Genomic DNA, 25,174 nt, shown 5'->3' on the forward strand with positions numbered 1-25,174 from the left:
GCACGTAAAAGCGCACTCACTGACATCCAGTGGCGCCGTGCCGACCGCTCGGCAGCCGGCCTGAGCGCCCGGGAGAGACAAACCTCTTTGGGCCTCCGTACTGGCGATGTGAGTAATGGCCGACACCGACCACGAGTCGCGGGCACACGGGGGGGACGCAGACGACGTCCCCGAGACCGGGGAGGTCGTCCCCGGCCGGTTCTCCTCCGACGAGGTGTTCCAGCGGATCGTCGCCGACGCCGACCACGAGATCACGTCCGGCTTCCGCGAGCTGTTCTTCAGCGGCGTCGCCGGCGGCTTCGCCATCACGATCACCTTCCTGCTGTACGCCTCGCTGTCGGCGTCGACCGACTCGACGGTCCTGGCGGTGATGCTCTACCCGCTCGGGTTCCTCTACATCATCATCGGGGGCTACCAGCTCTACACCGAGAACACGCTCCCGCCGGTCGCGCTCACGCTGGAGCGGCTGGCCAGCCTCCCGGCGCTGGTGCGCCACTGGCTGATCGTCCTCGCGGGGAACTTCGCCGGCGGCGCCGTCGGCGCGGTCGTGCTCGCCTACGGCGGCGTCTTCGAGCCCGCCGCCGCGGAGTACGCCCTCGGGCTGGCACGGAACGGCATCGAGACGCCCGTCACGGCGCTGTTTTTCAAGGCCGCGTTCGCCGGGCTGATCGTCGCCGGCGTCGTCTGGATGGACTTCGCCGCCCGCGACACCATCTCCCGGATCGCCATCGTCTACCTCGCCTTCCTGGCGATCCCGCTCGGCAACCTCTTCCACGTCGTCGTCTCCTTTACCGAGGTGGTCTACACGATGCTGGCCGGCGACCTCGCGCTGGTCCCCGGGCTCACCCAGTTCGTGATCCCGGTCCTGCTGGGCAACACGCTCGGGGGCATCCTGCTCGTGACGGTCGTCAACTACTACCAGACCAGCGAGCGCCGCCTGGAGATCGAGCAGTTCGAGAACGTCCGCCGGCTCTCGCTGCGGGAGATGCTGCTGGGCAACCTCGCCGGGCGGTCGTACGTCCCGCTGGTCGACACCCTGGAGGAGTTCGTCCGCGACCCCGACTCCTACCGGATCCTGGTTCCGATCGCGAACCCGCGGACGGAGGCGCCGCTGGTCGAGTTCGCCTGCGCGCTGGCCAGCACGCGCGAGAAGGGGACCGTCCACGCCCTCCACATCGTCCAGGCGCCGTCGAACCGCCCGCTCGACGACGGCGACCGGGCCCGGATCACCAGCGAGTCCGAGCGGCTCATGGCCGACCTCGAACAGCAGGTCGGCCGCGAGGACGTGACCGTCGAGACCTCGACCATCGTCTCCTCGCGCTCGTTCGAGGAGGTGTTCGACCGGGCGCGGCGCACCCGCCCGGACCTGGCGCTGCTGGGCTGGGGGCAGGGCCGGCTCTGGAACGCCGCCCGCGCCGAGCGGCCGCTGGACGAGCTGACCAACCGTCTGCCCTGCGACTTTCTCGTCGTCAAGGACCGCGGGCTCGACTGTTCGCGGGTCCTGCTGCCCACGGCGGGCGGCCCGGACTCCGACCTCAGCGCCGAGGTGGCGCGCGCGCTCCAGACGACCGCCGGCGCCGAGGTGTCGCTGCTGCACGTCGTCGACGGCCCCGACCGGCGCGAGGCGGGCCAGCGGTTCCTCGACGAGTGGGGCGAGGCGCACGACCTGGGCGGGGCGGCCACGATCGTCGACGACTCCGGCGACGTGGAAGCGGCCATCGAGTCGGCGGCGGCCGACCACACGCTGGTACTGCTCGGCGCGACCGAGCGGGGGATGATCTCGCGGCTGGTCACCGACTCGCTGCACCTCGACGTGGTCAACGACGTCGACGCCTCGGTGCTGTTCGCCGAGCGACCGACCGACCGGCCGCTGGTCGAGCGGCTGTTCGGGAGCGGGCGACGGGAGCAGAGCGGCGCGGGCTCGGACAGGTAACGCGACGGCCGGGGACGGGGCGCCGCCGCCCCGTCAGAAGATGACGCGTTCGAGCAACCGGCGGACGAGGCCGGGCTGTGACGACTCGTGGGGGTACACCGTTATCTCCGTGCAGGTCGGCGGCCGGCTCGACTCGCGGTCGAACAGCGCGCCCCGGAGCCGGTGGTCGGCGCCCCGCCGGATCCGCAGATCGGGCGCCGACGACCCGTCGGCCGCCCCCTCGGCGGGCGACCAGCTGACGGGGACCGACAGCAGGTCGGCGAAGCGGTCCCGGAACTCCCCGAGCGTCCGCTCGCGCTGGTCCGGCCCGTCGCCGGCCCCCGCGTCCCGGAGCAGGACCTCGCTGCCGTTCTGGCTGGCGATGGCCTCCGTGACGGCGACCTGGTCGGGGTTGAACGGGCCGCCGTCGCTCGCGAGCTCGACGGTCCGGGGGCGGTCGTAGCCCCTGTTGTCGACGAGCAACACGTCGGTCGGGGCGTGGCGGACCACCCAGTCGATGGGGTCGCCGACGAGCCGCGAGCGGAGCCGCAGGCGCTCGTGCTCGGCGAGGATCATGTCGACCCGGCGGTGCTCGGCGAAGTTGACGATCGCGTGTTTGGTGTCGTGGCTGACGATCTCGCCCACGTCGACGTCGACGTCGAGGTCGACCGCGAGGTCGTCGGTCCGGTCCTCGAAGCGGACCTCCGCGGGCGACTGGGTCTCGACGGCGGTCTCCAGGGGCGCCTGGTCGGGCACCTCCTCGAACCAGACGACGACCACCCGGCCGTCGTGGGGCCGGACGATGTCGGCGGCCATCCGCAGCAGCGCCGCCTCGCGCTCGCGGCTCACCTCGCTGGTGAGCGCGACCAGCACCTCGTAGGTCTCGCCGGTGATGGCGTCCTCGGTCTCGGCGAGGAGGTCCTCGCCGACCCGGCGCCGGACCACGTCCGTCGCCGCGCCCTCGCGCTGGATGCGCGGGCGGGCGTAGGCGACGTACCACGCGACGCTGCCCACCGTGATGACGACCGCCCCCAGGATCGCCGTCCCGCCCATCTGCGTGATGAGGACGACCCCGCCGAGGACGCCGAACGCCTGCGTCCAGGGGTACAGCGGCGACTCGAAGCTGGGGTCGTACTCCATCTCGCCCTTCCGGAAGGCGACGATAGTGAGGTTGATCAGGATGAACACGAGGATCTGGAAGGCGCTGGCGAGCTTGGCGATCTCGCGGATCGGGACGAAGGCGATGAGCGCGAGCAGGACCCCGCCGGTCAGCGTGATCGAGGTCGCCGGGGTCCCGAAGCGCTCGCTGACGGCGGCCAGCGACTCGGGGACGAGCCCGTCGCGAGCCATCGCGAAGGGGTACCGCGACGACGAGAGGATGCCGGCGTTGGCCGTCGAGACCAGGGCGAGGACGGCCGCGAGGACGACCGCGCCGACGCCGAGCGTCCCGACGGTCGCCCGGGCGGCGTCGGCGACGGGGACCGCCGAGTCGGCGACGACGCCGGCGTCGGTCACGCCGACCATGATCGCGACGATCAGCACGTACAGCAGCGTCGTGAACCCGAGCGACCCCAGGATCCCCAGCGGGATGTTCCGGTCGGGGTCCTCGACCTCCTCGGCGATGCTGGCGACCTTCGTCACGCCGGCGTAGGAGACGAACACGAGCCCGGTCGCGGCCAGCAGCCCGCCCGCCCCGCCCGTGAAGAACGGCTCGAAGTTCGTCTGCTGGACGCTGGCGGCGCTCCCGACGACGAACCACGACAGCGCCGCGAGCATGGCGACGACGATGACCACCTGCAGGCGGCCGGTCTGTTTCGCCCCGAGGAGGTTGACGAGGATGAGCACGGCCGCGAGCGCCAGCGCGACCGGCTTGACCGGCAGGTCGAAGGCGATCAGCAGGTAGGGGACGCCGCCGACCAGCGCCAGCCCGCCCTTGAACGCCAGGGAGAACCACGTCCCGACGCCGGCGACCGTCCCGAGCAGCGGCCCCATCCCGCGCTCGATGTAGATGTACGTGCCGCCGGCCTCGGGCATGGCGGTCGCCATCTCCGACTTCGAGAGGGCGGCCGGCAACACGAGCACGCCCGCCAGCAGGTACGCCAGCACGACCGACGGTCCCGCGGTCTCCAGCGCCAGCGCCGGGAGGATGAAGATGCCGCTTCCGATCATCGCGCCGATGCTGATCGCGAGGACCGTCGGGAGGCCCAGGTCCCGTTCCAGCGACTTCATCTGGCCGAGATCCCGCCCGAGGAAACCCCTCGTCGCAGTTCGCCCGCGACCGACGGACCGAGCGGTCCGCCGGATCCGAACGCGGGGCGCCGACACCGGTGGCCGAACGCGCCTGAGTCGTGACTGGTGACGACGGTCACTGTGTTCTCGGCTAGCCGCAGCGGGCCTATCACGATAAACGTACGGATCGACGCCAGCGCGACTTTTCTCGCTCGTCCTGCGCCCGGCCGACCGGTCGCGGTCCTGTAGCTCGACCGACCGGTCGCGGTCCTACAGCCCGACCGACCAGTCGTGGTCGCACTCGGGGCAAGTGAACGAGACCTCGATCCCCGAGCCGCGGTCGTGGCTCCTGCCGGTGCGCTCGCCCTCGCTCTCCCCGCAGTTCGGACAGAGCGCGTTCATCAGTTCGGGGCGTTCGCGGGGGGCTCGTCCCGTCCGCTCCGCGCGGGCGCGGACGGCGCGCGGTCGGGTCGGTCGCCGGGGGACCGGTCGCGGCCACCGTTCGCAGCCGCGTCGCGGCGCGTCCGAACCGCGGGTTCGACCGTCACTCGGACACGGCCCGGACGGCCTCGACGCGGTTAGTCGCCGGGTTGTAGTCGACCACGTCGAGGTCGTCCATCCGCGGCAGGTGGACGTGGTGCAGCGAGACCGCGAACCGGTCGGTCGCCGCGTGCGGGTCCCCGCCTTCGCGTGCCGCCACCGCCGCCGCGAGGTCGTCGAGCGCGATTGGCGCGCCCCGTTCGGTGAGAACGGCGAGCACCGTCCGCCGCCGCTCGGCGGCCAGGAGGTCGTAGCGCTCGTCCGCGCTGAGGTCGATGACGGTCCGGCCGTCGTCGTGCGATGTTGTCTGAGACATTGGTTGGATCCGTCGGACGTACTTCTACCGATTACCCCTGCCGGGGTAAGGGATCGCTAGAAGTGATTAGGTCCTCCGCCGCGACGAAACTGTGAGTCGACGAGGACGATCTGCGACCGGTTGGGATCGTTCGGTGACGCGTTGGTCACCGGATACTGATCGGTCGGGATCGAATACTGACTCCGCCGGCGGAAGGTTGTAGTGGGAAACGACCCTGGGTAGGGGTGATGGAATCGCACGGGCTGACAGAGGGCCTGCGGGAGACGCTCGCGGCGTTCGACGGGGGCGGGGAGCCGCGGACGACCAGCGAGGTGGCCGACAGCCTCGGCCTCGGCCGCCGGAGCACGTACGACCGGCTGGACCGGCTGGTTGAGCGCGGCTACCTCCGGACGAAGAAGGTGGGGGCGAGCGCCCGCGTGTGGTGGCGTCCCGCGGACCCGGACCCGGACGGCGCCGGCAGGGGGGGGCCGGACGGCGCCGACACGGCGGACCCGGACTGGCCGGCGGCGGCGGAGTCGCTCGTCGCGGACGTGCTGGGGACGGTCGACGTGGGCGTGTTCGTCCTCGACGCCGACTACGAGGTGCGGTGGGTCAACGACGCGGTCGAACGCTACTTCGGCGTCGACCGCGCGGACCTGCTGGGCCGGGACAAGGGCGCCCTCCTCGACGAACGGATCGCGCCGGCGGTCGCGGACTCGGCGGCGTTCGCCGACCGGGTCCGCGCGACCTACGACGAGGGGGTCGGCGAGCAGCGCTTCGAGTGTCGCGTCACGGCCGGGGACGGCCGCGAGGAGCGGTGGCTCGAACACCGGAGTCAGCCGATCGAGTCGGGCGCCTACGCGGGCGGCCGGGTGGAGCTGTACGTGGACGTGACCGAGCGCAAGCGCGCCGAGCTGTCGCTTCGCGACCAGCGCGACCAGTTCGAGTCGCTCGTCGACGCCGTCGAGGAGTACGCGATCTTCCGGCTCGACACCGACGGTCACGTCGAGACGTGGAACCCCGGCGTCGAGCGCCTGAAGGGGTACGAGGCCGAGGAGATCGTCGGCGAGCACCTCTCGACGTTCTACACGGAGGCCGACCGGGAGGCGGGCGTCCCCGAGCGGAACCTCGCGACGGCGGCCGAGCGGGGCTGGATCGAGGACGAGGGCTGGCGCGTCCGGGCCGACGGGACGCGCTTCTGGGCGAACGTGACGATCACGGCGATCTACGACGACGGCGACCTCGACGGGTTCGCGAAGATCACCCGCGACATGACCGAGCGCCGCGAGTTCGAGCGGGAGCTCCGGCGCGAGCGGGACCTGCTCGAACGCGTCTTCGACGCCATCCCGGTCGGGGTGGCGGTCCTCGACGAGGCGGGCGAACCCGTCAGGATGAACGACCGCACCAGGCGGTACCTCGGGATCGGCGGGTCGGCCGACGCTGAGTCGGCCGGTGGCGAGGAGTCGACGAAGCTCCCTCCCGGAACCGTCCACGATGCGGACGGCGAGCCGGTCCCGCCGGGCGAACGCCCCTACGAGCGGCCGCTCCGGACGGGCGAGCCGGTGAGGGACTGGGTCGGTCGGTTCGACCTCCCCGACCTCGGCGAACGGTGGCTCTCGATCGACGCCGTGCCGCTGACCGACGACGGCGCCGTCGAGCGCGTCGTCGTCTCCGCCGAGGACGTGACCCAGCTCAAAGAGCAGGCCGAGCGGCTCGAACGCCGCCGGGCGGACCTGGAACACGAGCTCGACGAGGTGCTCGAACGGATCGACGACGGCTTCTTCGCGCTCGACGAGGACTGGCGGTTCAGCTACGTCAACGACCGGGCGGCGGCCCTGCTCGACCGCGACCGCCACGAGCTCGTCGGCCGGAACGTCTGGGACGCGTTCCCCGAGGCCGTGGGCACGACGTTCCAGGAGCACTACGAGCGCGCCCGCGAGACCGGCGAGTCGGTCTCCTTCGAGGCCTATTTCCCGCCGCTCGCGACCTGGTTCGAGGTGTCGGCCCACCCCTCCGAGAGCGGCCTCTCGGTGTACTTCCGGGACGTGAGCGAGCGCAAGGCCCGCGAGCGGGAGCTGGAGCGCTACGAGCGGATCGTCGAGACCGTCGAGGACGGCATCTACGTCGTCGACGAGGACGGCTACTTCACGCAGGTCAACGAGACCTACGCGGCGATGGTCGGCCGCGACCCCGAGGAGCTCGTGGGGAGCCACGTCTCGACGGTCGTCGACGGGGAGGTCGCCGCGGCGGCCCGGCGGCTCGAAGACGCCCTCGCGGTCGACGACCGGGCGACGGCGACGCTGGAGGCGACGCTCTCGGGCCCGGACGGCGAGGAGTGGGTCGGCGAGGCGACCTTCTCGCTGATGGACGCCGACGCCCCGGCGGACGCCGAGGACGGCGGCCACGAGCGCATCGCCGTCGTCCGCGACATCACCGAGCGCAAGGAACGCGAGCGCGAGCTCGAACAGTACGAGCGGATCGTCGAGACGGTCGACGACGGCATCTACGCGCTGGACGACGACGGCCGGTTCGTCCTCGTCAACGACGCGTTCTGCGAGATGCTCGGCTACGAGCGCGACGAGTTACTGGGGATGGAACCCACCGCCATCTACGACGAGGAGTACGCGCCGGTCGTCGAGGAGCGGGCCGAGGCGGTCGCGGCCGGCGAGCGCGAGGCGGCGACCATCGAGTTCGAACTCCACCGGAAGGACGGCACCGCCGTCCCGGTCGAGACGCGCTACGAGCCGTTCCCCTACGGCGACGGCCTCGGGCGCTGCGGCGTCGTCCGGGACATCTCCGAACGGCTCGACCGCCAGCGGGAGCTCCAGCGGCGGGTCCGCCAGCAGGCGGTCGTCACCGAACTCGGCCGGCGCGCCCTCGAGGAACGGGACCTCGACGCCCTGATGGCCGAGGCGGCCGAGGAGGTGGCGACGACGCTCGGCAACGACTACTGCAAGGTACTCGAACTGGACGACGACGGCGCGGAGCTGCTGCTCCGACAGGGGGTCGGGTGGGACGAGGGGCTCGTCGGCGAGGCGACCGTCTCGGCCGTCGAGGACGACTCCCAGGCGTCCTACACCCTCCAGTCGGGCGACCCGGTCGTCGTCGAGGACCTGCGGTCCGAGAACCGGTTCGGCGGTCCGGACCTGCTGCGCGACCACGGCGTGCGCTCGGGGATCAGCGTGGTCATCGGGTCGCCGGAGGAGCCGTGGGGGATCCTCGGCACCCACGACACCGAGCCGGCGAGCGTCTCACGGCAGGACGTGAACTTCGTCCAGTCGGTGGCGACGGTGCTGGCGACGGCGATCAACCGCCGCCGCTACGAGGAGCGGCTGGTCAGCCAGCGCGAGCAGCTGGCGGCGCTCAACAGCCTCAACGAGGTCGTCAACGGGATCACCGACGCCGTCGTCGACCAGTCGACCCGCGAGGAGATCGAGCGGACGGTCTGCGAACATCTCGCCGCGGCCGACTCCTACCGCTTCGCCTGGATCGGCGAGGTCGACACCGCCAGCCAGACCGTCGATCCGCGGGCGAAGGCCGGCACGGACGGGTACCTGGAGGGGATGACGATCACCGTCGACCCGGACGACGAGCGCAGCGGCGGTCCGACCGGGCGGGCGTTCCGGACCGGGGAGATGCAGGTCACCCGGGACATCCAGGCCAGCGACGCCCACGACCCCTGGCGCGAGCGCGTCGACAGCTACGGCGTCCGGTCGTCGGCGGCGATCCCGATCGTCCACGAGGGGACGACCTACGGCGTCCTGAACGTCTACGCCGGCCGTCCCGACGCCTTCGAGGGCCAGGAGCGGACGGTCCTCGCCCAGCTCGGCGAGGTCGTCGGCCACGCCATCGCCGCCGCCGAGCGCAAGCAGGCGCTGCTGTCCGACGAGGTGGTCGAGCTGGACTTCCAGATCACCGACCTCTTCGAGGCGCTGGACCTCGACGAGCAACCCGGGGGGCGGTTCTCGTTCGACCACGTCGTCTCCGTCGGCGACGACGAGTTCCTCGTCTACGGGACGGTCTCGCCCGAGGCGGTCGACACCATCGAGGAACTGGTCGAGCAGCTCCCCCACTGGGCCGACGTGTCCTTCGACGAGGCGGAGACCGACGGCGAGGACGCGCGCGACCGCGGGTTCGAACTCCGGGTGGTCGAGCCGCCCGTGCTGTCGACGCTCGCGTCGCTCGGCGGGTCGGTCGAGGAGGCCGTCTTCGAGGACGGCGACTACCGGATGACGCTGCACGTCTCGCCGAGTACGGACGTGCGACAGGTCATCGAGGCCGTGACCGAGGCCTACCCCCAGGCGACGATGCTGCGCCGCCAGCAGGTGGCCACGGAGGACGCCCAGGCCCGCCCGACGCGGTCGCTGTTAGAGGGGCTGACCGACCGCCAGCGCACCACGCTGGAGGCCGCCTACCACGCCGGCTTCTTCGAGTGGCCCCGCGACGCCTCCGGCGAGGACGTGGCCGAGTCGCTGCAGGTCTCCCCGCCCACCTTCCACCAGCACCTCCGCAAGGCCGAGGGCAAGGTGTTCGGCGGCCTCTTCGAGGGAGACGCGGACTGAATCCGCCGGACCGCGGCGGGGTCACTCCTCGTCCCGGTCGAGCGCCCCCAGCACGCCCCGGACGTTCATCGCCACCTCGGCGTCGGCCTTCTCGCGGCCCCACACCGCCCGCTCGGCGTCGGCCTCCGCGACGAAGTGGTCGACCACCGCCGCGTCGTCGCCCAGTTCGGCCCGTTTCGCCGCGACCGCCTCGACCCACGAGTCCAGCACGTCGGCGTAGCGGTCGAGCTTGTCGCCAGTTTCGGCCGGACCGAAGTGGGCGTAGCAGAGGACCTCGGGGTCGATCGCGCGGAGCGCGTCGACGTCGGCCTGACAGCCCTCGGGGTCGAAGTTCGGCGGCGGGCTCGTCGGGAAGATCTCGCCGGGCCCGGGCGCGTAGATGCCCGCCGCGTCGGCGGTGAAGACGGCGTCGTTCGCGGGGTCGTGGAAGACGACCTGGTGGGGGGCGTGGCCCGGCGCGTGGTACACGTCCAGCGCGTGGTCGCCCAGGTCGATCGCGTCCCCGTCCTCGATCTCGGTGACTCGCTCCTCGGGGACGGGCTCGGGTTCGGTGTAGAACTCGATCTGGTCGCCGACCGCCGACTTCGTGCCCGCCCAGAGCCGCTCGGGGTCGACCACGTGGGGCGCGCCGACCGGGTGGACGTACACCTCGGCGTTCGGGCACTCCTCGACGAGAAAGCCCGCCCCGCCGGCGTGGTCGAGGTGGACGTGTGTCAGCGCGATCACCTCGATGTCTCCGGGTTCGAGGCCGACCTCGCGGACCGCGTCGAGGACGCGCTCGTAGTTGGTCCCGATGCCGCTGTCGACCAGGGCGGGCCGGTCGTCGTCGATCAGGTAGACCGCGCCGTACGCCTCGGTGTCGTACATCCCCGTGTCGACGTAGGAGAGATCCGTACAGTCGCCGACCGTCACCGCCGATACGTCGCCGATGGCCATACCCGATCCCCGGGCGGCGCGGACTAAACGGTTGGCGTCCCCTCCGACGCGGTGTCCGATCGTGTTGTGGGTGTCTCGGTTGCTTCCGGTCGGGTTGGTGTGGCCGGAAATCGAATGATCGCGACCGCGCGAGATAGCGAGCGGTGAATGCCTTCGGCGCGCTCGCTAGCAGTATTGGTGACCGCAGGGGACAGCAGGCGCTGAAAGCCCTCGGCACGCTCGCTCTGAGTCAGAGTCACCGCAGACAGCAGACGATGAAAGCCTCGCCGCGCTCGCGGTCGCTGAGCGACATACCCTCGCGGCCGGAGGCCGCTTCGGGTAGGGGTCACTCAGGCGACTATCGGCGCGAGCCCGCCTCGCCCGTTCAGTCCGCCAGGGACCGCAACCGCACAGCGACCGCACCGCCCCGCACAGCACCACAACGGGCCACGAGCCTTCCCAGCCGATTGCGCTTCTCGGCCTGCGGCCTGCGATGGCTCATCCCTCGCGCGGCTACGGTCGCGCGCACGAGAGCGCGCCAACGGCAGAGCAAGCGCTGACGGCCCATCTGAATCGCAAGCGATTCCGAGACGACAGCGCGCGCCGACTGCACCGCAACGGTTCTCACCCCATCCGCGCCCTCGGTGCGCGAGGAGATCCCCGGTCGGAAAAGACGGTCCCGACAGTTTAAATCACGGAGCGCGCTACACCGGACACAATGGACGTCGCGGACATCCCGGGCGTGCCCGAGTGGTTGCCCGAGCACCTGCGCGGGGACGGCATCGAGTCGCTGTACCCCCCGCAGGCCGAGGCCGTCGACGCCGGCGTCACCGAGGGCGAGAACCTCGTCGCCAGCGTCCCGACGGCCAGCGGGAAGACGCTCGTCGCCACGCTCGCCATGCTCGCCTCCGTCGAGCGCGGGGGGAAGGCGCTGTACATCGTCCCCCTGCGCGCGCTGGCGAGCGAGAAGCGCGAGGAGTTCGAACAGTTCGAGCAGTACGGCCTCGACGTGGGCGTCTCGACCGGCAACTACGAGTCCGAGGGCGGCTGGCTCGCGACGAAGGACATCGTGGTCGCCACCAGCGAGAAGGTCGACTCCCTCGTCAGGAACGACGCGCCGTGGCTCGACGAGTTGACCTGCGTGGTCTCCGACGAGGTCCACCTCGTCGACGACGGCGAGCGCGGCCCCACGCTGGAGGTGACGCTGGCGAAGCTGCGCCAGCTCAATCCCGACCTGCAGACGGTGGCGCTGTCGGCGACGATCGGCAACGCCGAGGCGCTCGCCGAGTGGCTCGACGCCGCGCTCGTGGACTCGGAGTGGCGCCCCATCGAGCTGAAGAAGGGGGTCCACTACGGCCAGGCGCTGCACCTGGAGGACGGGAGCCAGAGCGAACTCCCGGTCCGCAACTCCGAGAAACCGACCGCGGCGATCGTCCGCGACACGCTGGAGGACGAGGGGTCGACGCTGGTGTTCGTCAACTCCCGGCGCAACGCCGAGGCCGCGGCCGGGCGGCTCGCCTCGACGGTCGAACCGCACCTCACGGCCGACGAGCGCGACCGGCTCGCCGACATCGCGGCGGAGATCCGGGAGGTGAGCGACACGGAGACGAGCGACGACCTCGCCGATGCCGTCGAGCAGGGCGCGGCGTTCCACCACGCCGGCCTCGCCAGCGGCCACCGCTCGCTCGTCGAGGACGCCTTCCGCGACCGGCTCGTCAAGGTCGTCTCGGCGACGCCGACGCTCGCGGCGGGTGTCAACACCCCCTCGCGGCGCGTCGTGGTCCGCGACTGGCGCCGCTACGACGGCACCGCCGGCGGGATGCAGCCGCTGTCGGTGCTGGAGGTCCACCAGATGATGGGGCGGGCGGGCCGTCCCGGGCTGGACCCCTACGGCGAGGCGCTGCTGATCGCCAACAGCCACGACGAGCTCGACGAGCTGTTCGAGCGCTACGTCTGGGCCGACCCCGAGCCCGTCGAGTCGAAACTCGCCGCCGAGCCCGCGCTGCGGACCCACATCCTCGCCACCGTCGCCTCCGGGTTCGCCAACTCCCGCGAGGGGCTGCTGGAGTTCCTCGAGGGGACGCTGTACGCCTCCCAGACGACCGAGCGCGGCCGGCTCGAGCGCGTGATGGACGACATGATCGAGTACCTCGAACGGAACGAGTTCATGGAGCGCGACGGCGACGACCTGACCGCGACATCGCTGGGCCACACCGTCTCGCGGCTCTACCTCGACCCGATGAGCGCCGCGGAGATCATCGACGGCCTGCGCGCCTGGAAGCGCGGCGACGGACGGGCGCGGTCGGACGACGGACCGAACGCGGCCGAGCGCCCGGTCGGCGACGACGCCGAGGGCGAGGCCGACGCGCCCGCCGACGGCGAGGAGCCGCCGGGCTTTACGACCGCGAGCGACCTCGCCGAGGAGGACAGCGACGAGGGGGAGACCGAGCGGCCGGACCCGACCGCGATGGGGCTGTACCACCTCGTGGCGCGCACGCCGGACATGTACGAGCTGTACCTGCGCTCGGGGGACGAGGAGGAGTACCAGATGCTGGCCTTCGAGCGCGAGGAGGAGTTCCTGGGGTCGATGCCCAGCGAGTTCGACCCGGCCTTCGAGGACTGGCTGTCGGCGCTGAAGACCGCGCGGATGCTCGAAGACTGGGCCAGCGAGGTCGACGAGGAGGCGATCACCGACCGCTACGACGTCGGTCCCGGCGACGTGCGCGGCAAGGTCGAGACCGCCCAGTGGCTGCTCGGCGCCGCGGAGTCGCTCGCGGGGGAACTCGGCCTCGGGCTCGCGCCGGCGATCCGCGAGGCGCGCGTCCGGGCCGAACACGGCGTCCGCGAGGAGCTGACCGACCTCGCCGGCGTCCGCGGCGTCGGCCGCAAGCGCGCCCGCCGGCTCTACGACGCGGGCATCGAGGACCGCGCCGCCCTCCGGGAGGCCGACAAGTCGGTCGTGCTGGGCGCCCTGCGCGGCCGCGAGCGGACGGCCGAGACGGTCCTGGAGAACGCCGGCCACTGCGACCCCTCGATGGACGGCGTCGAGCCCGACGCGAGCGCCCGCCCGGACGGCGACGGCGCGGGCGGCGATAGCGGGGCGGTCGACGCGGGCGGCGAACCGGGCGACGAGGAGGACCAGTCGAGCCTGGGTGACTTCTGATGGGCGGAGAGCGTGCCGCGGGCGCTTCCCTGCGGGGTGAGACTCGGTGGAACTGATCGAGGGGGTCGCGATCGTCGACGACCTCGACGCGTTCGTCGCGCGCCTGGGCGAGGTCGGTGACGAGCACGGCGCGACGGTCCAGGCGTTCGACGCGCGCTCCGTCGTCGACCGCGCGCACCTCGAACGGGCGGTCGAACTCGCCGACCGGGCGCTGGCCCGCGGCGAGAACGTCGCCCGCGACCGCGGGATGGAGATCCTGCTGTACGCCGCCGGCACCCGCCAGATCGACCGCGCGCTCGAACTCGGCGTGGGCGAGGGCGAGTGCCCGGCGGTCGTCCTCGTCGACGCCCGCGAGGGGTCCGAAGCCACCCCGGAGGACGAACGACGGGCGGCCGCGGCCGTCCGAGACCTCGACGGCCCGGGTCGGATCGAGCCGGCGGAGACGCTCGGCGCGTACGACGCCGCGCGGGTCCGCGAGTACTTCGAGGTGAGCGACGCGGAACTCGACGCGGTCGAGGGGACGCTGGCCGACGTCGTCCGCGAGCGGGTCGCGCTGCTGGACGTGGAGAAGTGAGTACCGGGGAGCGGGAACGGCCGCCACCCGTTTATATCCGGGCGGCGAACCCCCGTGTATGTACGAGGACATCCTCGTTCCGACGGACGGGAGCGCGGGCGCCAGCGCGGCGCTCGACGAGGCGATCGACCTGGCCGGGCAGTTCGGCGCGACGGTCCACTCGCTGTACGTCGTCGACGTGGCGTCGCTGGGCACCGAAGCCGGCGCCGTCGACGTGGTCGAGTCGTTCGAGCAGATGGGCGAGAACGCGACGGAGGCCGCGGCGACGCGGGCGCGCGACGCCGGCGTCGAGGCGACGGGCTCGGTCGCGACCGGCACCCCTCACCGGGCGATCCTCGACTACGTCGACGACAACGGGATCGACCTGGTCGTCATGGGCACCCACGGGCGTACCGGCCTCGAACGGTACCTCCTCGGTAGCGTCACCGAGAAGGTCGTCCGCACCGCCGAGGTGCCGGTGCTGACCGTCCGGGCGGATGAGGACGAGCCGGAAGACGACGAGTAGCGACCCCGGTCCCAGACGACCTGCCGGAGAAAGGCTCAGGGCCGTCGGCAGCGTAGGTCCGGGTATGCGCTTCGCAGTCGCGATAGACGGCTCAGCGGAGAGTGACCGGGCGCTCGACCACGCCGTCGAGATGGCGACCGCCGCCGGGGCCGAGCTGACGGCCGTCCACTCGGTCGACCCCGACGTGTACGACACCGGCGGGGCCGAGCCGCCGGCCTCGGCCAGCGAGTACGACGACCGGCTGATCGTCGAGAGCGTCGACGACGCCGAGCGGCGCGGCGAGCGCCTGCTGGACGACGCGGTCGAGCGCGCGGCCGATTCGGGACTCGACGTCGACGCCGAGTTGCTGTACGGCGACCCGGTGCGGACGATCCCGGACTTCGCGACCGCCGAGGGCTACGACGGCGTCTTCGTCGGCCACCGCGGCCTCTCGGAGGCCCAGGAGCGCGTCCTCGGCAGCGTCGCGAAGGGGATCGTCGAGCGGTCGTCGCTGCCGGTGACCGTCGTCCGCTGACTCACTCGGTCGCCGACCGTTCGGACGCGGCGTCGTCGCTCGACCCCGACGCCGTCCCGTCCGACCCCTCGGAAGCCGAACCCTCGGAGCCGGGGAGGTCCCCGTGCTCGTCGATCTCGCCGGCGACGAGGCGGGTCGAGGAGATACGTTCGCCGTCGGCCGCGCGGACGAACGGGACGACGAACCCCTCGATCGGGTCGAGGTCCCGACGAGCGCGCTCGGCGTTGATGTCGGCGATCTCGTGGGCGGTCTCGGGCGAGACGACCAGCGCGTCGAGCGTCGAGTCCGTCGACGCGATGCCGTGCTCGTCGTGTAACTCCCGGATCTCCACGTCCCGGCCCCACTCGTCGAGCGCTTCGAGCTCCTGCCGGACCCGCTCGCGGCGCTCCGCGAAGTCGGGCACCGGTCGCTCGCGCTTGCCGCGGGCGAACGCGTCGCTCGTCAGTGCGACGAGGACGCCCTCGTCGCCGCGTTCGAGCGCCGTGCGGAACAGCGCGCGGTGTCCGTCGTGGATCGGTCCGAACGTGCCGGCGACTGCGACGCGCATACCCGTCTCTCGGGCGCGGGCGAGAAGTGTCTCACGGGTGGATACGCAACGCGGTTCGCGCGCGGGACGAACGGGGAGCCGCGACTATCGCCCGACGACGGCACCGGGCGCGACCACGGTGTCGGCGACCCGTTCGAGTTCACGCCGGACGCGGCCCGGGGGGCGCCGGCCGGCGATGACCACCGCGTCGGCGTCGATCTCGGCCGCGTAGGCGGGCAGTTCCTCGCTGGGTCGCCCGTGACAGCGCCGCGTGCGGACCGCGACGCCGCGCTCGCGGCCGCGGCGGTCGACGACCGCCAGCAGGTCGTGGCCCGCGTCCTCAACGCCGTCGACGACCAGCTCCGCGCTCGACAGCGCCGGCTCGCCGTAGCGGCCCGTGTCGACGACGTACAGCGCGTGGACCGTCCCGCCGGTCCGGGCCGCCAGGTCGAGCGCGTGGTCTATCGCCCGGTCGACTTTCCCCGTTCGGTCCCCCTCGGTCTCTCCGCCCCTCCCGTCCGCGGTCGCGCTCCCGTCAAGCGAGAGCAGGATGCGCTCGGTCATCGTCCGGAGGGAGTCGGACGGGCGACAAATAGGTGCGAGACGGTTCGCGCGGCCGGGCGAACGGTAGCCACTGCCACACGCCGGGGGTAGGCTTTACTTGTCCGCTCGGCTAGCCGCGGTATGCCGACGCTCGACGACCCCGTCACGGTCGGCGGGGTCTCGGTTCCGAACCGGCTCTACCGCGCGCCGCTGCTGGAGTGCGCCGGCAACGGCCCCGACGCCGTCGACACCCTCCTCGACGAACTCGAACCCACGGCCGCGTCGGGCGTGGGGCTGATCTTCCAGGGGGCCAGTATCGTCACCGCCGAGAGCGGCTGCGCCGCGCCGAACATGACCCGCTTCCACGACCCCGCGTTCGTCGAGCGCTGCTCGCGACTCACCGACGCCGTCCACGACCGCGGCGGCCGCATCTTCGTCCAGCTCGGCCACGGCGGCCTGCGGAGCCTCGCCGTCTGGCACGCCGACCACCGCGCCCGGAACCCCGACCACGAGGAGCTTGCCGTCTCGCGGCCGCCCGCACAGCTGCGCGCGCTCGACGCGCTCGGGCTCGTCGACTTCCAGCCCCGGGTTATGACGACCGCCGAGGTCTACGAACTGGCCGAGCAGTTCGGGCGGGCAGCGGGCTACGCGGCCGACGCGGGCTACGACGGGATCCACCTCTCCGGGGCGAACATGGGGATCGTTCAGCAATTCCTCTCGCCGTTCTACAACCGCCGAGATGACGAGTTCGGGACGGGCGCGGACGAACCGCCGGGCAGCGGCGGCGTACGCTTCCTCGAAGCGGTCCGCGACGCCGTCCGCGAGCGCGCGGGCGACCTGCCGCTGGTGACGAAGGTGCCAGCCGAGACCGCCGCGCCGCGGTTCGTCCGCCGCCGTCTCTCCCGCGAGGACGCGATCGATCTCTGCGAGCGCGTCGTCGATATCGGGTACGACGCCGTGGTCCCGGTGGAGGTCTCGACGTTCTGGGACATGAGCGTCGTGCGGGGCGCCTATCCCGACCGAGCGTGGGAGCACGCGGACCTGCAGTCGGGCTACGCAGCCGCTTTCGGGAGCCCGCTGAAGGCGAAGGCCGTAGCCGCGCTGAACCGGCTACAGAGCCGCCGGTTCCCCGAGGAGCCGGGCTGGAACGCCGACCTCTGCCGGCGGGTACGCCGCCGGGTCGACGTGCCGGTGCTGTGCGAGGGCGGGATCCGCGAGCGGGAGACCTGCGAGGCGCTACTCGGCGGCGGTCCGGACGGGGAACCGGCCTGCGACCTGGTGGGGATGGGGCGGCCGTTCTACGCCGAGCCGCGGCTGGGAGCGCGGCTGTTGAGGAGCGGGACGGACCGCGACGGCGGGGCCGCCCCCCGGGCGCTCTGCGAGAGCTGCAACAACTGCACCGTCCCGCAGGTGACGGGCGCGCCCGGGTTCTGTCGGACGCCCTCGGTGGTCCGGGAGCGCGCTCGACTCGAAGGGGAGGGCGTCTACGAGCGACAGGAGAACGGCGCTCACGAGGGCGGAGAGTGAGCGGCGAGTCGCGTTCGGCGCGGGAGACGGAGACGAAGCGGCTGCTTACTCGTCGTCGGGCAGTTCATCGACGAGGACGACGGCCTCGCCGTCGATGATGGTCTCGCCGTCGTCGACGACGCGGGTGGTCAGGCGGTACTGGTCGTCGCCGAGGTCCTCGACGATCTCGCAGACCGCGGTCAGGCGGTCGCCCAGGCGGACGGGGTTGTGGAACTCGAGATCCTGGGAGAGGTAGATGGTGAGCCCGGGCAGGCGCGCGAGCGCGGCGGAGATGAGGCCGCCGACGAGCGTCCCGTGGGCGATGCGGCCCCGGAAGCGCGTCTTGCTCGCGAACTCGTCGTCGAGGTGCAGCGGGTTGGTGTCGCCGCTGGCGGCGGCGAACGACTGCACGTCCCGGTCGGAGATGGTCTTGGTGAACTCGACGCGGTCGCCGACGCCCAGCCGGCCGCGGTCGTGTTCCGTCAGCTCGACGTGCCACTCGGGCAGGTCCTCGTCGGCCTCGATGCGGTCGACGGCCTCGACGCCCTCCTCGTCGTCCGACGGCGTGACGCCGAAGGCCGCGAACGCCGCCCGATTGGCCGCAACGACGCTGTTGAACATGTGCGAGGAGGTCTCCGCCCACGTGTCAAGCAGCGCGTTCCGGTGCGGTTGGGAACTCATCGATACCCGCGTTTAGGTTTGATGCTATTAAAACGTAGTGGTACGAGAACGTCGAAACCCGCACATACGCGCCCTCTCGGCCCGCTACGCGGGATACGCGCCGCTTACTCTCGGCAGTTTTCACGGGGAGGGAAACCGCCGACCCCCCGAACCGGACTGTCCCTGTCCCGACGGTAGCACCGGGTTACCGCCACCGCGGGTCGTCCGCGCCGACTCCTCGTCGCCGACGCACCGTCGTCCGAACGCCGCCGTCGACGCCCGGTAGATCGGTCCCGAACCGCTCCGGACGGTCCTGGGTGGCCTCGACTACCCGGGACCGTCCCGGCCGATCCCACACCGCCCCGGACCGTATCGGAGCATGCCGATCCGTTCTGTGGTTTCGAATGGTATCAGATGGTATTGAGCGCAACCCTTATGTAATTGAGGGGTGTAGATGTACTCGACCGATGACCGAGGAGAACGACGGGCCGACGTGGCCGCCGATGTTCAGCGGGATGCAGGAGATGAGCGAGCAGGCGATCGAGAGCCAGCAGGAGTTCATGGAGCAGATGCTGCAGGCCGGTGCGGGCGGGCTGGACATGAACCAGCTCGGTGCGATGAGTCAGACGGCGACGTTCAAGACGCGCGTCCAGTCGGGCGGCCGGATATCTATCCCCGACGCCGAGCGCGAGGCGCTGGACATCGAAGAGGGCGACATCGTCCAGACCGTCGTCATCCCGGTCAAGCGGAACAGAGAGTGATACACATGGCATACACGACCCCCATCACCACGGCGTTCGAGATGCAGCGCGCGACGATCGAGCAGAGCCAGAAGGCCTTCGAGCAGACGCTGGAGCTCCAGCAGACGGTCAACGAGGCCGTCGTCGACAGCTTCGACAGCCAGGAGTCGGCTCAACGGCGCGGCGTCGAGCTGACCCAGACGCTCGTCCACAGCTACCTCGACGTGATCGAGTCCTCGGTGCCCGGCGCCGCCGGCACCGTCGACGAGGTCCGCGCGGCCGTCGACGAGCAGTACGACTTCCTGCTGGAGAACCACGCGGAGGTCTTCGAGACCGTCGCCGACGAGTACGAGCAGGGCGCCGACGCCTACGACGAGCTGACCGCCGACTACGTCGAGGCCGTCGACGAGCAGGTCGCGATGCTGGTCGAGGCCCACGAGGAACTGGAGGCCCAGTCGGTCGACGTGGCCGAGGAGTGGGGCGACCAGCTCGAGGAGCTGCAGGGCCAGGTCGAGGACCTGCAGGACCAGGTCAGCGACGTGCAGGAGCGGGCCGCCGCCGCCGTCGACGCGTAGGAACACGGTTTTTTCTTTCAGTACACACGAGACATACCCATGAGCAACACCAACGAGATGCAGGAGCAGTGGACGGAGATGGTCGAGGAGATGAACGACGCGGTCGCCGACTCCCTCGAACAGAACATGAAGGCCCAGGCCGCCTTCGTCGAGTCGTGGGCCGAGGCCGTCGAGGACTCGGTGCCCGAGGAGGACGCCATGGCCGAGGGCATCCAGGGGTACAACCGCGCCTACGAGGTGTGGATGGACGCCGCCGAGCAGATGTTCGAGCGGACCACCGACGCCGCCCAGGGTGAGGACGTGGATCCGTCGGAGTTCCGCGACATCTGGCTGCAGTCGGCCAACGAGGCGTTCAAGGAGGTCATGTCCACGAGCGCGTTCGCCGCCGCCAACGGCCAGCTCGTCGAGCGCATGATGGAGATGCGCCGCGAGGCCGACGACGTGAGCCAGGAGACCATCTCCCAGCTCGGCTTCCCGACCCGCGACGACATGGACGAGGTCGGCGAACGCCTCGTCGAACTGGAGCGGCGCCAGCACGAGGTCGAACAGAAGCTCGACCGCATCCTCGAGCACCTGGAGGAGTAACATGGCCAGCGAACGCGGAGACCCCTTCAACCCGATCTCGCTCGCGCTGGACGCCCAGCGCACCGCCGTAGAGACGATGACCCAGGCGACCGAGCAGAACAGCGAACTCCCCGAGGCGCTCGCGACCGTCGAGAGCGTCGACGTGGGGGGGACCCCCAGCGAGGTCGTCTACGAGGAGAACAAGCTGGAACTGCTGCACTACCAGCCCGAGGCGGCCGGCATCGAGCCCGAGGAGACCCACGACGTGCCGATCCTCATCGTCTACGCGCTGATCAACAAGCCGTACATCCTCGACCTCCAGGAGGAGCGCTCGGTGGTCCGGCGCCTCCTGGAAGCCGGCCACGACGTGTACCTCATCGACTGGAACGAGCCCTCGCGGATGGACCAGCACCTCACGCTGGACGACTACGTCAACCGCTACATCGAGAACTGCGTCGACGTGGTGCGCGAACGGTCCGGGCAGGAGAAGATCAACGTCCTCGGCTACTGCATGGGCGGCACGATGTCGGCCATGTACGCGGCGCTGCACCCCGAGAAGGTCAACGCGCTGGGCCTGATGGCCGCGGGGCTGTGTTTCGACGGGACCGGCGGCGTCCTCGAACAGTGGGGCTCCGACGAGTACTACGACCCCGAGGACGTGACGGAGACGTTCGGCAACGTCCCGGCGGAGTTCCTCGACGTGGGCTTCGCGCTGATGGACCCCGTCGACAACTACGTCTCGAAGTACATCCGGTTCTACGAGAACCTCGACAACGAGGACTTCGTCGAGAACTTCGGCCGCATGGAGCGGTGGCTCTCCGAGGGCATCGACGTGGCCGGCGAGGCCTACGACCAGTTCCTCACCGACCTCTACCAGGAGAACAAGCTCTACCACAACGAGATGGAACTGGGCGGCGAGCACGTCGACATCGAGGAGATCGACATGCCCGTCCTGCAGATCATGGGCGAGTACGACCACCTCATTCCGGCCGACGCTTCCAAGCCGTTCAACGAGGTCGTCGGCAGCGACGACGTGACCACCATCGAGTACTCGACGGGCCACATCGGCCTCTCGGTGTCCTCGTCGTCCCACGAAGAGGTCTGGCCCGAGGTCTGCGAGTGGTACGCCGACCGCTCGGAGGCTGCCGAGGAAGCGGTCGACGCCGCCGCCGACGCGGCCGAACCCGACGACGTGACCGCGGCCGAGGAGGCCGCCGAAGCGGAAGCCGCAGAAGAGGGGCCGGCCGCCGAGGAGGAGGCCGTCGCCGAGACGACCGCGGAGGACGAACCGGACAGTCCGGACGTGGACACCGTCGACGGCGTCGGCCCGACCTACGCCGACCGCCTGCGCGACGCCGGCATCGCCACCGTCGCCGACCTGGCGGCCAGCGATGTCGAGGAGGTCGCCGAGGTCACCGGCGCGCCCGTCTCCCGCGTCGAGGACTGGTTCGAGCAGGTCGAGTAGGTTCTTCGCTCTCGGTTCCGTTTTTCGCACCGATCGCCACGTGCGACCGGCTGAACCTCGCCACCCGCAACCCGAAATCCGCGTCATCGGCGAACGACGGATCTGGCCGAAACTGATTTGCCCGGGGCCCGATCATTGAGAGCTATGGGAGTCCAGTCCCGCGAGCCCGACGAGTTCGACACCGTCACGCTCACCGAGAGCGACGGATACATCGTCGCGCGTGACGAAGATTCCGGGGTTGCGAGCCAGGGCGACACCAAGGCAGAGGCGCTCGCCAACCTCGCCGAGGCGCTGGAACTCCACGAGCGACCGGATCCCGAGGACGCGGAACTGGAAGAAGCCACTGCACCGTGGCTGACCGACGAGTAGCATCGACTGGGCGACAAATTCCCGCAAACCAAAGCGTTATTTTCGATCCGGAAGCGCCGCCTGTGTGGCACGGCCCTATTCCGGACGGGAACTGATCAACGCGCTTCGGAAGTGGAACTTCCGGCGCGTCGATCAGACCGGAAGTCACGTCAAACTCCGGTATATCGACCCGAATACGGGTGAGAAACGAACCGTGACGGTCCCGTTGCACGACGAAGTCGCGACCGACACGCTCCGCTCTATCGCGGAGCAGGCCGGCGCGAAGGATTTCCAGTCGTTTCTCGACGCGATCGACGACCTCGTCTGAGGATCCTCACTGCAGGTCCAACAGCCGCGCCGCCGCAAACAGGAGTAACATCTCACGGGGCGTGAACTAGCCGTAAGTACCGGCGGAATCGATCGGCCACTCCGCTGGCGGCGAACAGCACCTGATCGAGCTAGATGGACTCATCGCCACGGCGGTCCGACCCCGGCGAGTCGCCGGGGCGGACCCTCACGGGGTCACGCTGTCGGCCGGCGGTTCGGCCGGAACGCCGGGTGCGAGCGCGGCGTGGAACCAGCCGACGACGGCGCCGAAACCGACGTAGCCGGCGAGCGCGACCGGGTCGAGGTACGGCAGCGGGGGCGCGCCGGCGTAGCCGACCGCCGACAGCGCCGCCGGGATACCGAGGATGGCGACGACCAGCCACAGCGCGAGCCCGTAGACCGCGCCGGCGAGCGCACCGCCGCTCGGCCGGTCGGGGTCGACGCCGACCGCGTCGACGACGCCGGCGTAGACACCGCCGAGGCCGACGCTCACCAGCACGAACAGCAGCCAGCCGGCGACCGGCGCCGGCGGCTCGATGCCGACCAGTGCAGGCGTCGCACGCGAGACGACACCCGTCGACCCGGCCAGTGTGAGCACGATGCTCCCGAACACGCCTGCGGCCAGTCCGCTCACGGCACCCGTCACCACGTCGACGGCGTGTCCGTACCGGTCGTGGGTCGGTGTCTCCGTCGACATGGCACCCTAGAACTGGGCGCTCGATCCTGGTAAATCCGACGCCGGGGTCGGCTGCGACCCGGAGAGTCACGCTCAAGCCGGTGGGCGCGGTCGGTCCGAATATGCGAGTCAGCGTCATCGGCGGCGGACGGGTGTCCGACGAGGAGGCGGCCACGGCCGAACGAGTCGGTCGGGAACTCGCCGATCGCGGCCACGAGGTTGTCTGTGGCGGCCTCGGCGGCGTGATGGCGGCGGCCTGTCGCGGCGCGAGCGAGGCCGGCGGCCACACGATCGGGATCCTCCCGACGGAGCGCCGCGCCGACGCCAGCGACTACGTCGACACGCCGATCGCGACCGGGATGGGCAACGCGCGCAACGTCCTCGTCGTGATGAACGGCGACGCCGTCGTCGCCGTCGACGGCGGCACGGGGACGCTCTCGGAGCTGGGTCACGCGCTGGATCTCGGCAAGCCCGTCGCCGGTATCGGCACACACGGCGTCGACGGCGTCGAGGGCATCGACCACGTCGAGACACCGGCGGAAGCGGTCGATTCGGTCGAGCGCCGCGTCTGAGAGCGGTGCGGGACCGAGCCGGCGGAACTTCGGCCCGTCAGAAGACGTCGAGCGCGGCCAGCGTCTCGTCGACGGCCTCGGGCGTCGCGCGTGCGAGCGCGGCGAACTCGACGTAGTACCTGGCCCGGTCGCTCACGGCGGCCTGCTGGAGGGTCGCCCGGTCCCACTCGCGCAGGGACGCGTCGGTGCTGGCCATCCGCGCGACCGGGTACGCCAGCAGGTCTCGCGCCAGCCGCCGGTCCTCGCTCTCGGCCAGCGCCGTCTCGACGGCGTCGACGGCCTCGTCGCGGCGCCCCCGCAGGGCCGCGGCGCTGTCGACGCCGAGTTCGTCGCCGTGGACCACCCGGTCGCGCAGCGTCTCGAAGGCGTCGGCCGTCGCGAGCCCGTGGTAGCGGGCGAGCACGTCCGAGGCCGGATCCGCCGTCGCGTCGCGGTCGGCCAGGTAGTGGGCGTCGGCGTGGAGCTGTCGAAGGGCGGACTCGACCGCCCGGCCGACGCCGGCCGCGTCGGTCCCGACCAGTTCGGTCTCCGTGGCGTCCGGCCCGGGGAGTTCCGCGACCCCTGATTCGAGCGTCTCCGTCAGCGACGCCCGCGCGTCGACGAAGGTTCCCTCCAGCGACCGGGACGCCGCCAGCGAGTCGTCGAACCGCTCGTCGAGGTGACGGGCGTCGGCCAGTCGCGCCCGGCCCTCGGCGATCGTCCCGGCGCGTTCTCCGACGGCTCGCGCGTCGGGCAACTGCTCGGCCCCGGCGTCGGCCGCCGTGGGCGCGTCCGACGACGCCCGCTCGTAGTCGTCCCACTCGGGCGTGGCGTCGTCGCCCGCCCGCTCGGCCAGCGATCCGACGACCCCGTGGACGAGCAGCGCCCGAACGGGGTCGTCGGGGTCGCCGACGCAGGTCCGGTTCTCGCGGAACTCCCCGACCTCCCGTTCGAGCGTCAGCGCCCGTGAGCGCACCGCCTCGCGCGTCAGCTCGTCGGTCGCGAACGCCCACGTGCTCGCGGCGCGCTCGGCCGAGTAGCGGGCGCCGCGGAGGTCGCCCAGCCGCTCCCGGGTCGTCTGGGCGCCGTCCGCGGCCGAGAGGTTCTCGCGGGCGCGCTCGACGGCCCGCTCGACCAGCGCACGCGTCGTCTCGTCGGGCGTCCCCTCCGTCGGGAGCGGGTCGGGCACCTCGGCGAGCGTCGCCCGGACCCGGTGTCGCGCGTCGTCGAGGTGCGACGGAGCGACGGTGACCGGGAACGGTTCGGTCACCGCCGGGAGCGGCCCCGAGACGGCCGTCGCGATCGCCGTCGCGTCCAGCGGCGTCGGCTCCGACTCCCCGCTGGCGCCGAAGCCGGGACAGCCCCCGAGCGCCGCCGTCGCCCCGACAGCCAGCAGCCGTCGCCGCGTCAGTCCGTCCATCGACACGAACGGGGACGCGCCGCGGTAAATGTCTCGTGGTCCCGGGAGCGGGCACCGACGGCCG

Annotated in this window: 23 protein-coding genes; 14 read left to right on the top strand and 9 right to left on the bottom strand. The window is 71.4% G+C overall.

Features of this window, described 5'->3' with window-relative positions; translation table 11 throughout:
* Window positions 1-115: 115 nt before the first annotated feature.
* Entirely contained in the window at window positions 116-1,933 is a 1,818-nt protein-coding gene (locus E3328_RS14995; protein WP_135365429.1) for a formate/nitrite transporter family protein, read from the top strand.
* Between the two features lie 33 nt (window positions 1,934-1,966).
* Here the strand turns inward: E3328_RS14995 and E3328_RS15000 are convergent, their stop codons facing one another.
* The 3 genes from E3328_RS15000 to E3328_RS15005 form a co-directional block, all read right to left on the bottom strand.
* The gene (locus tag E3328_RS15000; protein WP_135365430.1) at window positions 1,967-4,141 is read right to left on the bottom strand and encodes an amino acid permease; all 2,175 of its coding nucleotides are present in this window, start codon (window positions 4,139-4,141) and stop codon (window positions 1,967-1,969) included.
* A gap of 270 nt (window positions 4,142-4,411) precedes the next feature.
* The gene (locus E3328_RS22750) at window positions 4,412-4,543 is read right to left on the bottom strand and encodes a hypothetical protein (protein ID WP_281275795.1); all 132 of its coding nucleotides are present in this window, start codon (window positions 4,541-4,543) and stop codon (window positions 4,412-4,414) included.
* Window positions 4,544-4,685: 142 nt separating this feature from the next.
* Complete coding sequence (locus E3328_RS15005) at window positions 4,686-4,997, bottom strand: DUF7344 domain-containing protein (RefSeq protein ID WP_135365431.1); 312 nt, start codon at window positions 4,995-4,997, stop codon at window positions 4,686-4,688.
* Window positions 4,998-5,224: 227 nt separating this feature from the next.
* On the opposite strand from E3328_RS15005, the gene E3328_RS15010 reads away from it, so the two are divergent.
* Window positions 5,225-9,538, top strand: a complete 4,314-nt coding sequence (locus E3328_RS15010) for a PAS domain S-box protein (RefSeq protein WP_135365432.1) — start codon at window positions 5,225-5,227, stop codon at window positions 9,536-9,538.
* Between the two features lie 21 nt (window positions 9,539-9,559).
* On the opposite strand, the gene E3328_RS15015 is transcribed toward E3328_RS15010, so the two are convergent.
* A complete protein-coding gene (locus E3328_RS15015; protein ID WP_135365433.1) occupies window positions 9,560-10,474 on the bottom strand; it encodes an MBL fold metallo-hydrolase in 915 nt (304 codons plus the stop codon).
* Window positions 10,475-11,171: 697 nt separating this feature from the next.
* On the opposite strand from E3328_RS15015, the gene E3328_RS15020 reads away from it, so the two are divergent.
* The 4 genes from E3328_RS15020 to E3328_RS15035 all read left to right on the top strand — a co-directional run bounded on the left by E3328_RS15020 (window position 11,172) and on the right by E3328_RS15035 (window position 15,209).
* On the top strand, window positions 11,172-13,616 hold the full coding sequence (locus E3328_RS15020) for an ATP-dependent DNA helicase (protein ID WP_135365434.1): 2,445 nt from the start codon (window positions 11,172-11,174) through the stop codon (window positions 13,614-13,616).
* A gap of 46 nt (window positions 13,617-13,662) precedes the next feature.
* Entirely contained in the window at window positions 13,663-14,190 is a 528-nt protein-coding gene (gene cgi121 / locus E3328_RS15025; protein WP_135365435.1) for a KEOPS complex subunit Cgi121, read from the top strand.
* A gap of 58 nt (window positions 14,191-14,248) precedes the next feature.
* Window positions 14,249-14,695 (top strand): universal stress protein, encoded by a 447-nt coding sequence (locus E3328_RS15030; protein WP_135365436.1) that lies wholly within the window; start codon window positions 14,249-14,251, stop codon window positions 14,693-14,695.
* Window positions 14,696-14,759: 64 nt separating this feature from the next.
* Window positions 14,760-15,209 (top strand): universal stress protein, encoded by a 450-nt coding sequence (locus E3328_RS15035; protein ID WP_135365437.1) that lies wholly within the window; start codon window positions 14,760-14,762, stop codon window positions 15,207-15,209.
* A 1-nt stretch (window position 15,210) separates the two neighbouring features.
* Here the strand turns inward: E3328_RS15035 and E3328_RS15040 are convergent, their stop codons facing one another.
* Window positions 15,211-15,756: a phosphopantetheine adenylyltransferase gene (locus E3328_RS15040; protein WP_135365438.1), complete on the bottom strand. Its 546-nt coding sequence runs from the start codon at window positions 15,754-15,756 to the stop codon at window positions 15,211-15,213.
* 84 nt (window positions 15,757-15,840) lie between these two features.
* Entirely contained in the window at window positions 15,841-16,299 is a 459-nt protein-coding gene (locus tag E3328_RS15045; protein WP_135365439.1) for a universal stress protein, read from the bottom strand.
* Window positions 16,300-16,419: 120 nt separating this feature from the next.
* Here E3328_RS15045 and E3328_RS15050 point away from each other — a divergent pair, with 120 nt between their 5' ends.
* Window positions 16,420-17,805, top strand: coding sequence for an oxidoreductase (locus E3328_RS15050; protein WP_135365440.1), 1,386 nt, complete (start codon window positions 16,420-16,422; stop codon window positions 17,803-17,805).
* A gap of 45 nt (window positions 17,806-17,850) precedes the next feature.
* On the opposite strand, the gene E3328_RS15055 is transcribed toward E3328_RS15050, so the two are convergent.
* Window positions 17,851-18,405 (bottom strand): MaoC family dehydratase, encoded by a 555-nt coding sequence (locus tag E3328_RS15055; RefSeq protein WP_135365744.1) that lies wholly within the window; start codon window positions 18,403-18,405, stop codon window positions 17,851-17,853.
* Window positions 18,406-18,911: 506 nt separating this feature from the next.
* On the opposite strand from E3328_RS15055, the gene E3328_RS15060 reads away from it, so the two are divergent.
* The 6 genes from E3328_RS15060 (at window position 18,912) to E3328_RS15085 (ending at window position 22,464) form a co-directional block, all read left to right on the top strand.
* Complete coding sequence (locus E3328_RS15060; RefSeq protein WP_135365441.1) at window positions 18,912-19,205, top strand: AbrB/MazE/SpoVT family DNA-binding domain-containing protein; 294 nt, start codon at window positions 18,912-18,914, stop codon at window positions 19,203-19,205.
* Between the two features lie 5 nt (window positions 19,206-19,210).
* Entirely contained in the window at window positions 19,211-19,759 is a 549-nt protein-coding gene (locus tag E3328_RS15065) for a hypothetical protein (RefSeq protein WP_135365442.1), read from the top strand.
* Window positions 19,760-19,798: 39 nt separating this feature from the next.
* Window positions 19,799-20,344, top strand: a complete 546-nt coding sequence (locus E3328_RS15070; protein WP_135365443.1) for a poly(R)-hydroxyalkanoic acid synthase subunit PhaE — start codon at window positions 19,799-19,801, stop codon at window positions 20,342-20,344.
* 1 nt (window position 20,345) lies between these two features.
* The gene (phaC, locus tag E3328_RS15075; RefSeq protein ID WP_135365444.1) at window positions 20,346-21,788 is read left to right on the top strand and encodes a class III poly(R)-hydroxyalkanoic acid synthase subunit PhaC; all 1,443 of its coding nucleotides are present in this window, start codon (window positions 20,346-20,348) and stop codon (window positions 21,786-21,788) included.
* Window positions 21,789-21,932: 144 nt separating this feature from the next.
* On the top strand, window positions 21,933-22,157 hold the full coding sequence (locus E3328_RS15080; protein ID WP_135365445.1) for a type II toxin-antitoxin system HicB family antitoxin: 225 nt from the start codon (window positions 21,933-21,935) through the stop codon (window positions 22,155-22,157).
* A gap of 64 nt (window positions 22,158-22,221) precedes the next feature.
* Window positions 22,222-22,464 carry a type II toxin-antitoxin system HicA family toxin gene (locus E3328_RS15085; protein ID WP_135365446.1) on the top strand — a complete coding sequence of 81 codons (243 nt, stop codon included), beginning with the start codon at window positions 22,222-22,224 and terminating at the stop codon, window positions 22,462-22,464.
* Between the two features lie 186 nt (window positions 22,465-22,650).
* Here the strand turns inward: E3328_RS15085 and E3328_RS15090 are convergent, their stop codons facing one another.
* Window positions 22,651-23,160 (bottom strand): histidine kinase, encoded by a 510-nt coding sequence (locus E3328_RS15090; RefSeq protein WP_135365447.1) that lies wholly within the window; start codon window positions 23,158-23,160, stop codon window positions 22,651-22,653.
* A 101-nt stretch (window positions 23,161-23,261) separates the two neighbouring features.
* Here E3328_RS15090 and E3328_RS15095 point away from each other — a divergent pair, with 101 nt between their 5' ends.
* The gene (locus E3328_RS15095) at window positions 23,262-23,711 is read left to right on the top strand and encodes a TIGR00725 family protein (protein ID WP_135365448.1); all 450 of its coding nucleotides are present in this window, start codon (window positions 23,262-23,264) and stop codon (window positions 23,709-23,711) included.
* 37 nt (window positions 23,712-23,748) lie between these two features.
* Here E3328_RS15095 and E3328_RS15100 read toward each other — a convergent pair whose 3' ends face one another.
* Window positions 23,749-25,110 (bottom strand): hypothetical protein, encoded by a 1,362-nt coding sequence (locus E3328_RS15100; protein WP_135365449.1) that lies wholly within the window; start codon window positions 25,108-25,110, stop codon window positions 23,749-23,751.
* Window positions 25,111-25,174: the final 64 nt, after the last annotated feature.

The sequence above is a fragment of the Halosimplex halophilum genome (assembly GCF_004698125.1).
GTDB classification, from domain to species: domain Archaea; phylum Halobacteriota; class Halobacteria; order Halobacteriales; family Haloarculaceae; genus Halosimplex; species Halosimplex halophilum.

Bases quoted from the DNA above. Each gene is read 5' to 3' on its own strand.
- E3328_RS14995 (WP_135365429.1), top strand. From the start codon at position 116: ATGGCCGACACCGACCACGAGTCGCGGGCACACGGGGGGGACGCAGAC.
- E3328_RS15000 (WP_135365430.1), bottom strand. From the start codon at position 4,141: ATGAAGTCGCTGGAACGGGACCTGGGCCTCCCGACGGTCCTCGCGATC.
- E3328_RS22750 (WP_281275795.1), bottom strand. From the start codon at position 4,543: ATGAACGCGCTCTGTCCGAACTGCGGGGAGAGCGAGGGCGAGCGCACC.
- E3328_RS15005 (WP_135365431.1), bottom strand. From the start codon at position 4,997: ATGTCTCAGACAACATCGCACGACGACGGCCGGACCGTCATCGACCTC.
- E3328_RS15010 (WP_135365432.1), top strand. From the start codon at position 5,225: ATGGAATCGCACGGGCTGACAGAGGGCCTGCGGGAGACGCTCGCGGCG.
- E3328_RS15015 (WP_135365433.1), bottom strand. From the start codon at position 10,474: ATGGCCATCGGCGACGTATCGGCGGTGACGGTCGGCGACTGTACGGAT.
- E3328_RS15020 (WP_135365434.1), top strand. From the start codon at position 11,172: ATGGACGTCGCGGACATCCCGGGCGTGCCCGAGTGGTTGCCCGAGCAC.
- E3328_RS15030 (WP_135365436.1), top strand. From the start codon at position 14,249: ATGTACGAGGACATCCTCGTTCCGACGGACGGGAGCGCGGGCGCCAGC.
- E3328_RS15035 (WP_135365437.1), top strand. From the start codon at position 14,760: ATGCGCTTCGCAGTCGCGATAGACGGCTCAGCGGAGAGTGACCGGGCG.
- E3328_RS15040 (WP_135365438.1), bottom strand. From the start codon at position 15,756: ATGCGCGTCGCAGTCGCCGGCACGTTCGGACCGATCCACGACGGACAC.
- E3328_RS15045 (WP_135365439.1), bottom strand. From the start codon at position 16,299: ATGACCGAGCGCATCCTGCTCTCGCTTGACGGGAGCGCGACCGCGGAC.
- E3328_RS15050 (WP_135365440.1), top strand. From the start codon at position 16,420: ATGCCGACGCTCGACGACCCCGTCACGGTCGGCGGGGTCTCGGTTCCG.
- E3328_RS15055 (WP_135365744.1), bottom strand. From the start codon at position 18,405: ATGTTCAACAGCGTCGTTGCGGCCAATCGGGCGGCGTTCGCGGCCTTC.
- E3328_RS15060 (WP_135365441.1), top strand. From the start codon at position 18,912: ATGACCGAGGAGAACGACGGGCCGACGTGGCCGCCGATGTTCAGCGGG.
- E3328_RS15065 (WP_135365442.1), top strand. From the start codon at position 19,211: ATGGCATACACGACCCCCATCACCACGGCGTTCGAGATGCAGCGCGCG.
- E3328_RS15070 (WP_135365443.1), top strand. From the start codon at position 19,799: ATGAGCAACACCAACGAGATGCAGGAGCAGTGGACGGAGATGGTCGAG.
- phaC (WP_135365444.1), top strand. From the start codon at position 20,346: ATGGCCAGCGAACGCGGAGACCCCTTCAACCCGATCTCGCTCGCGCTG.
- E3328_RS15080 (WP_135365445.1), top strand. From the start codon at position 21,933: ATGGGAGTCCAGTCCCGCGAGCCCGACGAGTTCGACACCGTCACGCTC.
- E3328_RS15090 (WP_135365447.1), bottom strand. From the start codon at position 23,160: ATGTCGACGGAGACACCGACCCACGACCGGTACGGACACGCCGTCGAC.
- E3328_RS15095 (WP_135365448.1), top strand. From the start codon at position 23,262: ATGCGAGTCAGCGTCATCGGCGGCGGACGGGTGTCCGACGAGGAGGCG.
- E3328_RS15100 (WP_135365449.1), bottom strand. From the start codon at position 25,110: ATGGACGGACTGACGCGGCGACGGCTGCTGGCTGTCGGGGCGACGGCG.